Below are 12692 nucleotides of genomic sequence, written 5' to 3' on the forward strand. Positions count from 1 at the left end.
CATGAATAAATTATTTAAACATATAATCGTGCTTGGGTTGGTGTTATCGGCCTTCTCCTGCACCGATCCGGAAGAATTCACTGCAGCTAAGAACATGCCATATGGTGATTGGGAGGTAGCTGAATACTTTGTGAATGGACAGACGCAAGGAAGTTACATTCTAGAACGCTTCACTTTGGAACGTGACGGGACCTTCATCCTAGTTGATTCCAACGACGTGCTGTTCCACGGTACATGGACCTCTACCGAAACAAGCCTAACTCTAACGGAAGTAGGTGGTAGCAGTCAGGTATTTGATTTCGAAATAGTCTTCCTGGGACCAGAGAAGATGCACCTGAGACAAGTCATCAGCGGTCTGGATTTAGAGATTCGTTATCTCATGAACTGGAGCAATGCAGACAATTATTAATTGATATTAATAAAGCTAATAGTAAAAGGGCTGGAAGTTTTTCCAGCCCTTTTCTTTTTCATTATATTATCAAAATAAAAGCCCCAACTCTCAGAGAAAGTTGGGGCTTCAAATTTTATTAGTAGTTCCTGATTAGATGTTCTTAGCCAACCAATCTCCTACTTCCGATGTTTTGTATGAAGTGGCTTCTCCAGCGATATCTACAGTTACATATCCTTCTTCGATTGATTTGTTAACTACGTCTTTCACTGCTTGCGCTTCTTCCAATAGATCCAAAGACTCTAGCAACATAGCTGCTGAAAGCACAGTAGCCAATGGGTTAGCGATGTCTTTGCCAGCTGCCTGAGGGTAAGAACCGTGTATAGGCTCGAAAACAGAAGTTTCTCTACCAATAGAAGCAGATGGCAACAAGCCCATAGATCCTGTAATGACAGAAGCCTCATCAGACAGGATGTCACCGAACATGTTTTCAGTCACCATCACGTCAAATTTCTTTGGCCACTGGATCAACTGCATCGCAGCATTATCTACCAACATGTAGTCAGTCTCGATATCAGTATGAGTCTTTTCAATTCGCTGTGCTACCTCTCTCCAAAGTCTAGATGAAGCCAATACATTGGCCTTGTCTACCACAGTTACTTTCTTGTTTCTTTTGCCAGCATATACATAGGCCAACTCAAGGATTCTTTCTACTTCTTCAGTGGTATAGTAGCAAGTATCAAAGGCTTCAGTTTGATCCTCTGATCTACCTCTAGCACCGAAATAAATCCCGCCAGTCAATTCTCTGATAACCACCAAGTCTACATCCTGTACGATGTCTTTTCTCAAAGGAGACTTATCGATCAACGATGGGAAAGTTGCCACAGGTCTGATGTTAGCATATAGACCCAGTTTCTTTCTCATGCCCAGTAGTCCTTGCTCAGGTCTTACTTTAGCCGCAGGGTTGTTGTCGTATTTAGGATCACCAATCGCACCAAATAGTACAGCATCAGAATCCAAACACACCTGATGTGTTTCATCTGGATAAGGGTTACCTGTTTTGTCAATCGCAATAGCACCAACCAATGCCTCAGTGTAGTTGAATGTATGACCATATTTAGATGCCACTGCATCCATTACTTTGATCGCCTGCTCTACTATTTCTGGTCCGATACCATCACCGGCCAATACGCCTATTTTAAAGTCCATCTTCTTTGATTTGATATTTTAGATTTGAGATTCGAAATCAAGCCAGCCGATCATCTCTCGACTCCTGACTCACGTCTCTCGACTTATATATTATTTTCTATTATGTTCAACATTTTGATGGTCGCCTTGATGGCAGCCACTGTTTGGTCAGAATCTAACCCACGGGTTTTGAAGCGTTTCTCACTCTGCCAGGTGATGGTTGTAATCACCAAAGCATCGGTTTCTCCCCCCGGAGGAATCTGCACCTCATAGTCCACCAGTTTAGGCAGCTCCTTCCCTAGTTCTTCATAGATCAGGTTCAGAGAATTCATAAAAGCATCGTACTGTCCGTCTCCAGCAGCCGTCTTTTCATAGTCTTTTCCATTCACCTCTATACAAAGGGTGGCCATAGACTTCAATCCCTGTGCAACTGACAGTGAATAGTTTTTGATCTTAATGGATGGATCTACGATCTGTGAGCCCAAAACATCCTTAATGATAAAAGGAAGGTCCTCTTTAGAAATCGACTCCTTTTTATCTCCCAGCTCGATGATTTTGGCAGTTACTTTTTTGGTTTCTTCCGGACTCAATTGGATTCCTAATTCATCCAAATTCTTTTTGATGCTGGCCTTACCAGACATCTTACCCAAGGCATATGAATAGGTACGACCAAATCGCTCAGGGTTGATACTGTTATGATACAGGTTGTCCTTGTTGTCACCGTCAGCATGAATCCCACTCGTCTGCGTGAACACAAACTCCCCTATCAAAGGTTTGTTTGCCGGGATTCGAAGACCTGAAAATGACTCTACCAGTTTACAGGTTTTGTAAAGCTTGGACTCGTCCACTTTCATGTCGTAGTTGAGGTGATCCTTTACGATTCCAATCACACTGGACAAAGGAACATTCCCCGCTCTCTCTCCTAAACCATTCAATGTCGTATGCACACCTGAGAAGCCACATTCCAATGCGCTATAGACATTGGCTACTGACAAATCATAATCGTTGTGCGCATGAAAATCGAACTTCATATCGGGGAAGTTGCTCGTCATAATACTGCAATACGCTGTGGTCTGCTTATGATTGAGCATGCCCAGCGTATCAGGCAACATGATGCGGTTGATATTCATTTTTTCCAATCCCTTGACCATATCAATGACATAGTCTTCAGAGTCCTTGATACCATTGGACCAATCCTCCAGATATACGTTCACAGTAATGCCCATTTCGTTGGCAATCGAAACTGTGTTAGCGATATCTGCCAGGTGTTGATCTAAAGTCTTTTTGAGCTGCTTTTCGCAGTGTTTTTTGGATCCTTTGCAAAGCAGGTTGATGACATGCCCACCCGCTTTTTCGATCCATTTGAGGGAAATGTCTCCATCCACAAACCCAAGAATCTCGACCGCTTGCCCAAAACCGTTGGCATTGGCCCAGTCCAGAATCACCTTGGCAGATCGAAACTCACCATCGGATACACGTGCAGAAGCCACTTCTATACGGTCTACTTTGAGCTCGGAAAGAAGCATTTGAGCGACACGAAGTTTTTCACTTTCGGTAAAGGATACACCAGAGGTTTGTTCGCCATCGCGAAGCGTCGTATCTAATATCTCGACATATTGAGGCATGAAAGGATATTCAGTCGATGGAAGCAAACAATCCCTGACAAGCAGGGATTGCGCTATGATTTTATTAAAGTGGTAAAGTCTTTTCGAACTCTACGATATCACCTTTGATGTTTTGTAGATAATCTATGTCATCAAAGCCGTTCAGCATGTTGCCTTTTTTGTAAGAGTTGATCTCGAATTCCTCGGAATCACCAGTAGCCAACAAAGTAACAGTCTGTGATGGAAGATCTACTTTGATCTCTGTGTTTGGATCTGCTTCGATCGCTTTGAAAATTTTATCCAAAAATTCAGGACTGATTTGAGCTGGTAAGACACCAATGTTCAAACAGTTGTTTTTGAAGATATCTGCAAAGAAACTTGAAATCACACATCTGAATCCGTAATCATATACGGCCCAGGCAGCATGCTCTCTGGAAGAACCAGAACCGAAGTTCTTACCTCCTACCAGGATCTTACCGCTATAGGTTGGGTTATTCAATACGAAATCCTTCTTAGGTGTTTCATCAGAATTGTATCTCCAATCTCTGAACAAGTTGTCACCAAACCCCTTTCGCTCAGTAGCTTTTAGGAATCTAGCTGGAATGATTTGGTCAGTATCCACATTTTCTATTGGCAATGGAACCGCCGTACTTGTCAATATTTCAAATTTATCGTATGCCATCTTATTTGCATTTGTGTATAGGCTTTCCGCTTATCGCCTAGCGCTATACGCTTTTTACTTTCTCAATTAAATTATTCAGACTTCTTTTAGTCTGATTGACTTTGTCAAAGAGAGCTTCATACTGATCGGTACCTAAGTAGTTTAATTCTTTACTCAATAGTAAAAAATACTCAAGCTCCGTAGCTGATCCTCTGGCGATCACTAAAAATCGCACAAACTCTGCATTACTATCCCTTCCACAGCCTTCCGCTATATTCGAAGGGATTGAGTAGGCAGCTCTCTGCATTTGGCTTATTACACTATACTTTTCGGAATCTGGAAAACTTTGAGTAATTCGATAAATTGACAGTGTCAATTCGTGTCCCATTTCCCAAACCTTATATTTTCTATAATCCCTCACCAGCGCAAAGCGTTTAGCGTATAGCGTTCAGCTCAATGGAACTACGCCATCTCCACCATCAACTCGCGCGGATCAGCTACAACACCTGCCACTGCAGAAGCTGCTGCTACTAATGGACTAGCCAATAGCGTTCTTGATCCCGGGCCTTGTCTCCCTTCGAAGTTTCTGTTAGAGGTACTCACTGCCAATTTACCAGCAGGTACTTTATCGTCATTCATGGCCAAACAAGCAGAACAACCTGGCTCTCTTAATTCAAAACCAGCTTCAGTTAGTATATCTAGAATACCTTCTTCTTTAATGGCCGCTTCTACTTTGTGAGATCCTGGCACCAACCAAGCCGTAACATGGTCAGCTTTTTTCTTACCTTTTACGATAGATGCAAAAGCCCTGAAATCCTCAATTCTACCATTGGTGCAACTTCCCAGAAACACATAATCGATAGGTTTGCCGATCATAGAATCTCCCTGGTTGAAGTTCATGTATCCCAAAGACTTTTCATATGTAGCTTTTCCGCTGTCTCCTTCTTTCGCCTGAGGAATGCTGTTACTGATACCCATACCCATACCAGGGTTAGTACCATAGGTAATCATAGGCTCGATGTCTGCCGCATCATATTCGTATTCTAAATCGAATTCGGCATCATCGTCAGTCTTCAATGTCTTCCAGTACTCCATAGCCTTATCCCAATCTGCTCCTTTCGGAGTAAATTCACGGCCTTTCACGTACTCAAAAGTCTTTTCGTCAGGAGCAATCATGCCCCCACGAGCACCCATCTCGATACTTAGGTTACAAACCGTCATACGACCTTCCATGCTCATTTCTTCGAACACCTGACCTGCATACTCTACAAAGTACCCTGTAGCACCCGAAGTAGTCAATTTCGAAATAATGTAAAGTGCCACATCCTTAGGAACCACTCCTTTTTGAAGAGACCCATTCACTTTGATGCGCATTCTTTTAGGCTTTGGCTGCATGATGCACTGAGAGGACAAAACCATCTCTACCTCTGAAGTACCAATACCAAAGGCAATGGCTCCAAAAGCACCATGTGTAGAAGTGTGTGAGTCACCACAAACGATAGTTGCACCAGGCTGAGTAATACCATACTCTGGTCCTACTACGTGTACAATTCCGTTTTTCTCATGACCCAGACCCCAGTGAGAGATTCCGTGCTCATTGGCATTCTGCTCAAGGGCCTTCAACTGGCTAGCAGACAATGGATCCTCTACAGGTAAATGTTGGTTGATAGTAGGTGTGTTATGATCCGCAGTAGCGAAAGTTTTCTCCGGGTGGAGCACTTTCAACCCTCTATTCTTCAATCCTAAGAAAGCAACAGGACTTGTTACTTCATGCACCATGTGTCTGTCTATGAACAGTACGTCTGGCCCTCCTTCTATTTTCTTAACTACGTGCTTATCCCACACTTTGTCAAACAACGTATTACCCATAATTATATCTATTATTTATGTTTTTAATCATGCTTCATTCGAGCGGAACGAATTTTCGCTCAAAATGGAAGCGCAAAGGTAAGAAATTATCAGATATTAGAGGAGTTTCCTTGACAGGAAGATGAATATCTTGAATCAAATTGAAAATTTCACAAAGTTGATCTCAATCAGATGAAAAATTCGTAAACAAGTTTTTACTTATCTTATCAATTTTCCTTGCCTGGCCTGATGCAATCTCATGAAGGTCATGTGTGCCACATTCCTGGCTCTTTCTTTGGCAAGAAGCGCCACCTCTCCTTCAAACAGGTCATCCAATGTCTGAAACCATAACTCCAACCAGTTCCCAAAATGGGCCTGTTCTATACTATGATCGAAACGAGCGTCTACTTGCAGATGAGCGCGCATAGGATTGCCCTTGTATTTCTGCACCTGAAACAAGGTACTCTCCCAAAAATCCGACAGCTGTACCAGATGTGCAGGCCAATCCTCTATTACGGTATTAAATATAGGCCCCAATCTTTCGTGTTGTCTTACACGGTCATAAAAGGTGTTGACTAGTAACTCTACATCTTGTCTATTTGAAATATCGGATTTCATGGAGCAAACTTACGACTATGTCCTCAAGTAAAAAATGACCTACATCATTACAGACCAACTAGAAGCCTCAGTTTGATTTACAATGAATGTTTTGAGCTTGAAATGAACTTTTACTCTCCTCTTGGGAGAAGAAACAGAGGTGGGTTAAATAAAGAACTACATTTCAAGCTCAAAGAGCAAGTCAAACCAATACTAGAAGCAATTTTGGTCAAAAAACTATCAAACCTTTTAACTTCACATTCGAATGTATATACAAACAAAAATGTAAAAACATCACATGAGAGAAATCAATAATAAAACAGCATTAATCACCGGAGGAACCAAAGGTATAGGATATGGAATAGCAGAAGCTATGCTCAAAGCAGGCATGAAAGTAGCTATCACCGGACGAAATCAAGAAGGTGTAGACGCAGCAGTAAACAAGCTAAAGTCAACTGGAGACATCATCGGTATAGTGGCAGATGTGCGAGACAGTGCAGCCATGAAAGCTGCTAATGACAAGATTTTAGAGCAATGGGGACAGCTGGATGTGGTCATAGCCAATGCTGGTGTGGGCCACTTCGGTTCTGTAACTGAACTATCGGATGAGCAATGGAAAGATACACTCGACATCAACCTTACTGGGGTATTCAATACAGTGAGAGCTACTGTTCCTTCTCTTAAAGAAACTAAGGGATACATTTTCACCATTGCTAGCCTGGCAGGAGCCAATTTCTTTGCAAAAGGCAGTGCCTACAATGCAAGTAAGTTTGGTTTGGTAGGATTTACTCAAGCCATGATGTTGGACCTAAGGCATGAGGGAATCAATGTCAGTACTATCATGCCGGGATCTGTGGCTACCTATTTCAATGGCAACACGCCTGATGCCTCTGATGACTGGAAAATCCAGATAGAAGACCTGGGGCAAATGGTAGTAGATGTACTAAGGTTGGACCCTCGTACACTTCCATCCAAAATCGAAGTAAGACCGAGTCAACCACCTAAGAAATAAATTATCAAAATGAGAATGAGGCTGTCTTAAAAGTCTTTCTTTGTCTTGTTGAGCCAAGTCGAAACATTAACTATACCTTTCAAAGGTACATTTCCTGGCCGTCCGGCAGGTGGGCGACTATGCTCAATGTGACAAACCCTTTTTATTAAACCTTTTGATACAGCCTCATTCTCTCCTCCATCCGTTCCCTTCACAGCATCTCTTGATAAAGGTTTTATTATAAGAGACTTGCTACGGCTGTGAATTTATTTCAAGTTTGGAACGCTATTTGTTAAGTTCACTGACAACAATTTGATAGAACAAAAACTATCTTTGATTCAATCACGGAAAAAGAAAGAAAATGAAAAGACACACCTGTATTTCTAAAAATTGGTCCATCCTATTATTGTTGGCTTTGATGGTCAGTTTTTCATCCTGTAATAAGAAACTATTCAAAAAGAAAAGCAAAGGAGCTGAACCTGTGGCTACTTCTACGGCAGAACCCAACTCCATGAATAACCCTGTAGACGAATCGGAAGAAGAACCGATAGAGCCCATGGAAGAAGTAGAAGAAACCGCACCTACTCCTAAAAAACTCTCTAAAGAACAACAGCTAAACAATTATTTCGGAGCGATTGCCAACGCGAGTTCCACTTCGTCTGCCAATGCCAGCATCGCAGAAGCTTTGGATATGTTCAGTGATACAGACGCTCCTGTTTTGATAGTAATATATCACGATGGTTCTCAACCAAGCTATGACGAACCCACTACCATCAATAAGTATCTCAACTATCTGAAGGATACCAAAAACGACAAGGCAGAGGTAGAAGAAATCATCTACGACGAAAGTGGCCTGATCAAAGAATTGGTGTTGAAGAAATAAATTATTGAATCCACAATAGAAAAAGACATGAATTATCTAAAATATACTTTAGTATCCCTGATGCTATTGACGGGTTCTGTGGCCATGGCTCAGAACGATGTAGATCCTGGAAGAAAACAAGCCATTGACTCTTTGGCTTTAGAGAAAGTTAAGGATTTGAGTAAATACATTTCCCTGATTGGAAGTAAGGACACTCCTTTCTCAGAGGCGCAGCGCGTAATGGACAGAGCAGAAGAGCTTTTTGCTCCGGGAAGTGAAATGGGCGTTTCCTCATTGAGCAGCGAAGAGATCACTTACTACAAGGTCCGTGAGTACTTCGAGCACCTGATGGCCCTCAACTATGACAAGGTAAAAATCCAATGGTACGACATTCACTATGTCAGTGACTTGGAAAGACAGCCCGATGGCTCCTATGTCGGGGTAATCACCATTTATCAGAGGTTTGAAGGTACTACCGCTGATAATACGCTGAACTATAAGGATACGACCAAAAAGGACATCACCATTTACGTGAAGAAAAAAGAAACGCAGATTGCGGGTAGAGTGATCGAATTCTGGGATGTAATGTTGGGAGACATTCGAGTAACTGAGACTTCTGCATGAGAATATTAGTAGTATTGGTACTGAGCGTACTATGCATACAACCATTGGTGGGTCAAATGAGGCTCACCAATGATATGCAAGAAACAGAAGCCCAACTCAAAGCTTCGACGAAGCAAGTCAATCAGTTTTTCAGAAGATTCAATGGCGAGGAAAGCACCGACGGCAATCGCTATTATGAAAAAGATAAGGAGTTTAGATCCACCTCTCTGAGGAGAAAGTACATGCCTGTACTGTTTGATACAGAGACAGGTCAGTACGATCCTAAGGAGACCGAAAACTTCGTTAAGCAAATCACCGATAAGAAAAACCCAGAGTTTCTGGATTTTCATCAGGATGACTGGGTTGCCGAGGTGAGAACTACCTTTAACTATCGAGGACAGGAAGTTTCAGGCTTGCTCTTCATGCGACTACAAGCATATGGACAGGGCTATGAATGGATCATCGAGGATGTCATGTTTGATTTCATCAATGGGCGTTTTGACAAAGACACCACTGAAAGCAAAGCTTTTATTCACCCGATGAGTCATGAGTTAGAGTTCATGACTCTAAAAAAGGCGCTCAAGGACAACAAACATTCAGAGCAATACACAGCGAATGATTTCGAACCAGATTATTTGTCCATTTTCTTATATGAATTGAACACTGGTAATCTGAAATTCGTCACGGTAAATGACATGCAATTGCACTTCTTTGCTATCGAAGGCTATTATTTTTCTCTCTCCTATTTTAATAGAACTGGATACAATTCAGGATGGCTCATATCGAGTCTGGTTCCTTTAAATTCGGAAAATGAAACCAAACAAATGAAGGATTATATCTATGGTAAAGGCTAAAAGGTATGATTTAATGAGAGTTCTTTTGATAGGAACTCTTTTCTTGATTTTCAATCCATCGTGGGCCTATGCTGGTATCAGCATGCAGGAACCAGATACTTCGCGCTATGCCGAAGTTAGAAGTCTGGTTCAGTTTTACGAATACATGCTCAACAACATTGGTTCGGCCCGAAGCAATACCCGCGACAAGGAAGTCATCATCACCGAGAGCTACAAAAAAGTCTTTAGCAGTCCACAAGTCCAGATAGAAGACGATCTGATTCACAATAGGAAAGTCATCACTAACAAAGATGTGGCGGCCTACTTGAGAGATGTCGATTTTTTCTTCAAGGACATCGTATTTGATTTCAACGACATCCAGGTCGAGCAAAAGCAAGAAGGTGCTTCGACCTATTATTTGGTCACCTTCGAAAGCCTAATCGAAGCGACCACATTAGACAATGAACCCTACACCAATGCACAACAGCGATTCATAGAGGTGAATGCTGATGAGGCATCTGGAGACCTTAAAATCGCCAGTGTATACCATACCAAAGTCAGCAGAGAAAAGGAGCTGGAAGTATGGTGGGAGTCCCTCTCCTATGGCTGGATTCAGGTTTTCAGAGAGTATGTCACTTTCGACAGTGCCGACTTCCGGGTACTCAAACAAATCTCTAGTATTGACAGTCTCAACCTGTCTGGCAATGCTTTGATATTGAATATTGAACCCCTGGCAGCACTGAGGGATCTGAAATATCTAGACATCAGTCATACCGAAATCACCGACATCAGCCCACTTCGCTATTCGAGAAACCTTCAAACCCTAAAAGCCAACAACTCCAAAATCAACGACGTATCGACGCTTGAATATTTTGAGAGTTTAGAGACATTGGATCTGTCCAAGACTCCCCTTATGAACCTTCAGGGAATTGAAAAAATGAAATCGCTCAAACATCTACGTTTGATTGATACCCATATCAGAGATTTCAAACCCATCCAGCAATTCAACACTTTAGAGAGCGTGAATCTCTCAGAATCCAGATTCAATGATGCGGGTTTTCTGTCTGGTCACAAGGCCCTAAAGGAAGCTAATCTATCGAAAACCTCACTGGCAGATCTACATGTGTTTCAGTTATTTTCACAACTCAAAACCCTGGACGTATCTGAGACAGCTATCACTGATCTGGATGGATTGGAAAGCCATCCAAGCCTGGAGCTACTCAATATCAACCAAACAGACATCAGCGAGCTCAAAGCCCTGTTAACCGCTCCTAAGCTAAAGAAAGTATATGCCGACTATACTAAGATAAGTCAGGAAGAGGCATCCTCCTTTATGGCAAAAAAGCCCAAAACATTGGTAGTGACCCAAAGTGCTCAAGTCATGAATTGGTGGGGCAGTTTGTCTGCGGATTGGAAGAAAATCCTTACCCAAAAAATTGAAGTAGAAGAGCCTGGAAAAGAAGAAATCATTCAACTGTTGAATACTGACTCACTGGACTTGTCAGGCAAAGGCTTAGCAGATAGCTCACCACTGAAAAAATTCAATAGAATCAAGTACCTGGACGTGTCTGGCAATTCATTCAAAAACTTTAGCTACACCAGTGGCATGAAAGACCTTACTTCGCTCACGGGAGAAGGACTACCCGTTCAAAGTACAGATGGCCTGGATCAAAATGAAAAGCTGGAGTATTTATCCATTCCTCAATCAGAAATTGTCAATATTGGCGCGCTTTCATTTTTGGACCAATTGAAGATGGTCAATCTGGATCGTAGCTACGTGGATGAATCCGCTATTGCTAAGTATCTTCAGTCCAACCCTAAAACGGTCATTATTTATCAAAGCGATAGACTTGAGAAATGGTGGAATGAACTCAGTTCAGACTGGAAATCCTTGTTTGATTTAGAAAAGGTAGACAGTTATCATTTGCATCAGTTGATCGAAAGAGAATCGATGAGTGTATCGGGATTGCATATATCTTCTCTCGAACCACTCTCCGTATTCATCAATTTGAAACAACTGAATCTAGATCAAGTCAATATCTCCAATCTACAGGATCTGACCATGCATACAGGCTTACGAGAGCTGACTTGCACCAAAGGTCCCCTTGAGAGTCTATCGGGTATCTCCTACTTTCAGCAACTCGAAAAATTGAATGTATCCAGCACCGCTGTGAGTGACCTAAAAGATTTGGAAGGATTGCGCTCACTCGTAGAACTCAATTGCTCCGGAACAGGCATCTCCAACCTCAAAGGCATTTCAGAAATCTACAATCTGGAAAAGCTTGACATCAGCAGTACCAAAGTATGGCGACTAGGCAGACTGAGTGAACTAAGAAATCTCCAAACACTGATCTGCAACAACACGCGCATCATTGCCTACTTGATTGACGAATACAAGGCAGAACATCCAGAAGTGAATGTGATTTATTATTGATTCTTTATCTTGAATTGGGCAGATTGATAGGATTGCACAGAAAGATCAAATAGGCAGTTTGGCCAGTCGCTATATCACCTGTTACCACACGTTTAGTTTAGGTTGAATAATTCAGTCAGAAAATTAATCCGCTGTTCATCAGTTAGATTGTCCGTATTAACTGCATAGCTCAAGGCATATTCGTTCTTGCGTCCAAAAAGGAATATAGTATTAACATTTTTACCGGTAATTTTCCAAATTATAAAGTCTCCAGATTCCTTAGTGTCCAGTATTTCGGTTGTATAACCTTGATTCAAGTAGTATTCAGAATCCCACAAATAGAATTTATCTACCCATTGTTGATTCGTTAAACTGTCATGATGGAATGGATACTTGTTCACTGGGTTGAGCGCTACAGCAATGGATGTTGAGTCTGCGTTCTTAAAATAGTGCTGCCTGCTCGTTTCGTTGTAATTCGTTTTCGTCCATTTCCCTGGAATGTCGATGTTACCGTATGGAAATAGCGTTAAGGATGTTACATTTTTCTCTTCGTTATAGCTGTCTGATATCAGCATTGTTGTTTGACTAGTTTTACAGCCAAAAAGGGTTGTTAGGAAGAGAAATAAGACTATAAAGTTCCTGTTCATAGGTTGGAGAGTATGTGTGGTAACGACCAGATATGGCACGTGCCTCTGGACATTCAA

At 41.9% G+C, this 12692-nt stretch carries 13 protein-coding genes; 6 read left to right on the forward strand and 7 right to left on the reverse strand.

Features of this window, described 5'->3' with window-relative positions:
• Position 1 precedes the first annotated feature (1 nt).
• Complete coding sequence (locus tag N7U62_RS05250; protein WP_264136842.1) at positions 2 to 409, forward strand: hypothetical protein; 408 nt, start codon at positions 2 to 4, stop codon at positions 407 to 409.
• A 132-nt stretch (positions 410 to 541) separates the two neighbouring features.
• On the opposite strand, the gene leuB is transcribed toward N7U62_RS05250, so the two are convergent.
• The 6 genes from leuB to N7U62_RS05280 form a co-directional block, all read right to left on the reverse strand.
• Positions 542 to 1597 carry a 3-isopropylmalate dehydrogenase gene (gene leuB, locus N7U62_RS05255; RefSeq protein ID WP_264136843.1) on the reverse strand — a complete coding sequence of 352 codons (1056 nt, stop codon included), beginning with the start codon at positions 1595 to 1597 and terminating at the stop codon, positions 542 to 544.
• Between the two features lie 83 nt (positions 1598 to 1680).
• Positions 1681 to 3201 carry a hydroxymethylglutaryl-CoA lyase-like TIM-barrel protein gene (locus tag N7U62_RS05260; protein WP_264136844.1) on the reverse strand — a complete coding sequence of 507 codons (1521 nt, stop codon included), beginning with the start codon at positions 3199 to 3201 and terminating at the stop codon, positions 1681 to 1683.
• Positions 3202 to 3265: 64 nt separating this feature from the next.
• Entirely contained in the window at positions 3266 to 3862 is a 597-nt protein-coding gene (gene leuD / locus N7U62_RS05265) for a 3-isopropylmalate dehydratase small subunit (RefSeq protein WP_264136845.1), read from the reverse strand.
• A 43-nt stretch (positions 3863 to 3905) separates the two neighbouring features.
• The gene (locus tag N7U62_RS05270) at positions 3906 to 4262 is read right to left on the reverse strand and encodes a four helix bundle protein (RefSeq protein WP_264136846.1); all 357 of its coding nucleotides are present in this window, start codon (positions 4260 to 4262) and stop codon (positions 3906 to 3908) included.
• Positions 4263 to 4303: 41 nt separating this feature from the next.
• A complete protein-coding gene (gene leuC, locus N7U62_RS05275; protein ID WP_264136847.1) occupies positions 4304 to 5710 on the reverse strand; it encodes a 3-isopropylmalate dehydratase large subunit in 1407 nt (468 codons plus the stop codon).
• A gap of 198 nt (positions 5711 to 5908) precedes the next feature.
• Positions 5909 to 6307 carry a group III truncated hemoglobin gene (locus N7U62_RS05280; protein ID WP_264136848.1) on the reverse strand — a complete coding sequence of 133 codons (399 nt, stop codon included), beginning with the start codon at positions 6305 to 6307 and terminating at the stop codon, positions 5909 to 5911.
• A 277-nt stretch (positions 6308 to 6584) separates the two neighbouring features.
• Between N7U62_RS05280 and N7U62_RS05285 the strand changes: the two genes are divergently transcribed.
• The 5 genes from N7U62_RS05285 (at position 6585) to N7U62_RS05305 (ending at position 12009) form a co-directional block, all read left to right on the forward strand.
• The gene (locus tag N7U62_RS05285) at positions 6585 to 7298 is read left to right on the forward strand and encodes an SDR family oxidoreductase (RefSeq protein ID WP_264136849.1); all 714 of its coding nucleotides are present in this window, start codon (positions 6585 to 6587) and stop codon (positions 7296 to 7298) included.
• Positions 7299 to 7638: 340 nt separating this feature from the next.
• Entirely contained in the window at positions 7639 to 8160 is a 522-nt protein-coding gene (locus tag N7U62_RS05290) for a hypothetical protein (protein WP_264136850.1), read from the forward strand.
• A gap of 60 nt (positions 8161 to 8220) precedes the next feature.
• Positions 8221 to 8763: a hypothetical protein gene (locus N7U62_RS05295; RefSeq protein ID WP_404818031.1), complete on the forward strand. Its 543-nt coding sequence runs from the start codon at positions 8221 to 8223 to the stop codon at positions 8761 to 8763.
• Entirely contained in the window at positions 8760 to 9596 is an 837-nt protein-coding gene (locus N7U62_RS05300; RefSeq protein ID WP_264136852.1) for a hypothetical protein, read from the forward strand. The genes N7U62_RS05295 and N7U62_RS05300 overlap by 4 nt, the downstream gene beginning before the upstream one ends.
• Before the next feature lie 13 nt (positions 9597 to 9609).
• Entirely contained in the window at positions 9610 to 12009 is a 2400-nt protein-coding gene (locus N7U62_RS05305; RefSeq protein WP_264136853.1) for a leucine-rich repeat domain-containing protein, read from the forward strand.
• Positions 12010 to 12101: 92 nt separating this feature from the next.
• On the opposite strand, the gene N7U62_RS05310 is transcribed toward N7U62_RS05305, so the two are convergent.
• Positions 12102 to 12563 (reverse strand): hypothetical protein, encoded by a 462-nt coding sequence (locus N7U62_RS05310; protein ID WP_264136854.1) that lies wholly within the window; start codon positions 12561 to 12563, stop codon positions 12102 to 12104.
• Positions 12564 to 12692 lie beyond the last annotated feature (129 nt).

This window comes from Reichenbachiella ulvae (assembly GCF_025833875.1).
GTDB classification, from domain to species: domain Bacteria; phylum Bacteroidota; class Bacteroidia; order Cytophagales; family Cyclobacteriaceae; genus Reichenbachiella; species Reichenbachiella ulvae.

Bases quoted from the DNA above. Each gene is read 5' to 3' on its own strand.
- N7U62_RS05290 (WP_264136850.1), top strand. From the start codon at position 7,639: ATGAAAAGACACACCTGTATTTCTAAAAATTGGTCCATCCTATTATTG.
- N7U62_RS05305 (WP_264136853.1), top strand. From the start codon at position 9,610: ATGAGAGTTCTTTTGATAGGAACTCTTTTCTTGATTTTCAATCCATCG.
- N7U62_RS05280 (WP_264136848.1), bottom strand. From the start codon at position 6,307: ATGAAATCCGATATTTCAAATAGACAAGATGTAGAGTTACTAGTCAAC.
- leuD (WP_264136845.1), bottom strand. From the start codon at position 3,862: ATGGCATACGATAAATTTGAAATATTGACAAGTACGGCGGTTCCATTG.
- N7U62_RS05300 (WP_264136852.1), top strand. From the start codon at position 8,760: ATGAGAATATTAGTAGTATTGGTACTGAGCGTACTATGCATACAACCA.
- N7U62_RS05285 (WP_264136849.1), top strand. From the start codon at position 6,585: ATGAGAGAAATCAATAATAAAACAGCATTAATCACCGGAGGAACCAAA.
- leuC (WP_264136847.1), bottom strand. From the start codon at position 5,710: ATGGGTAATACGTTGTTTGACAAAGTGTGGGATAAGCACGTAGTTAAG.
- leuB (WP_264136843.1), bottom strand. From the start codon at position 1,597: ATGGACTTTAAAATAGGCGTATTGGCCGGTGATGGTATCGGACCAGAA.
- N7U62_RS05310 (WP_264136854.1), bottom strand. From the start codon at position 12,563: ATGCTGATATCAGACAGCTATAACGAAGAGAAAAATGTAACATCCTTA.
- N7U62_RS05260 (WP_264136844.1), bottom strand. From the start codon at position 3,201: ATGCCTCAATATGTCGAGATATTAGATACGACGCTTCGCGATGGCGAA.
- N7U62_RS05295 (WP_404818031.1), top strand. From the start codon at position 8,221: ATGCTATTGACGGGTTCTGTGGCCATGGCTCAGAACGATGTAGATCCT.
- N7U62_RS05250 (WP_264136842.1), top strand. From the start codon at position 2: ATGAATAAATTATTTAAACATATAATCGTGCTTGGGTTGGTGTTATCG.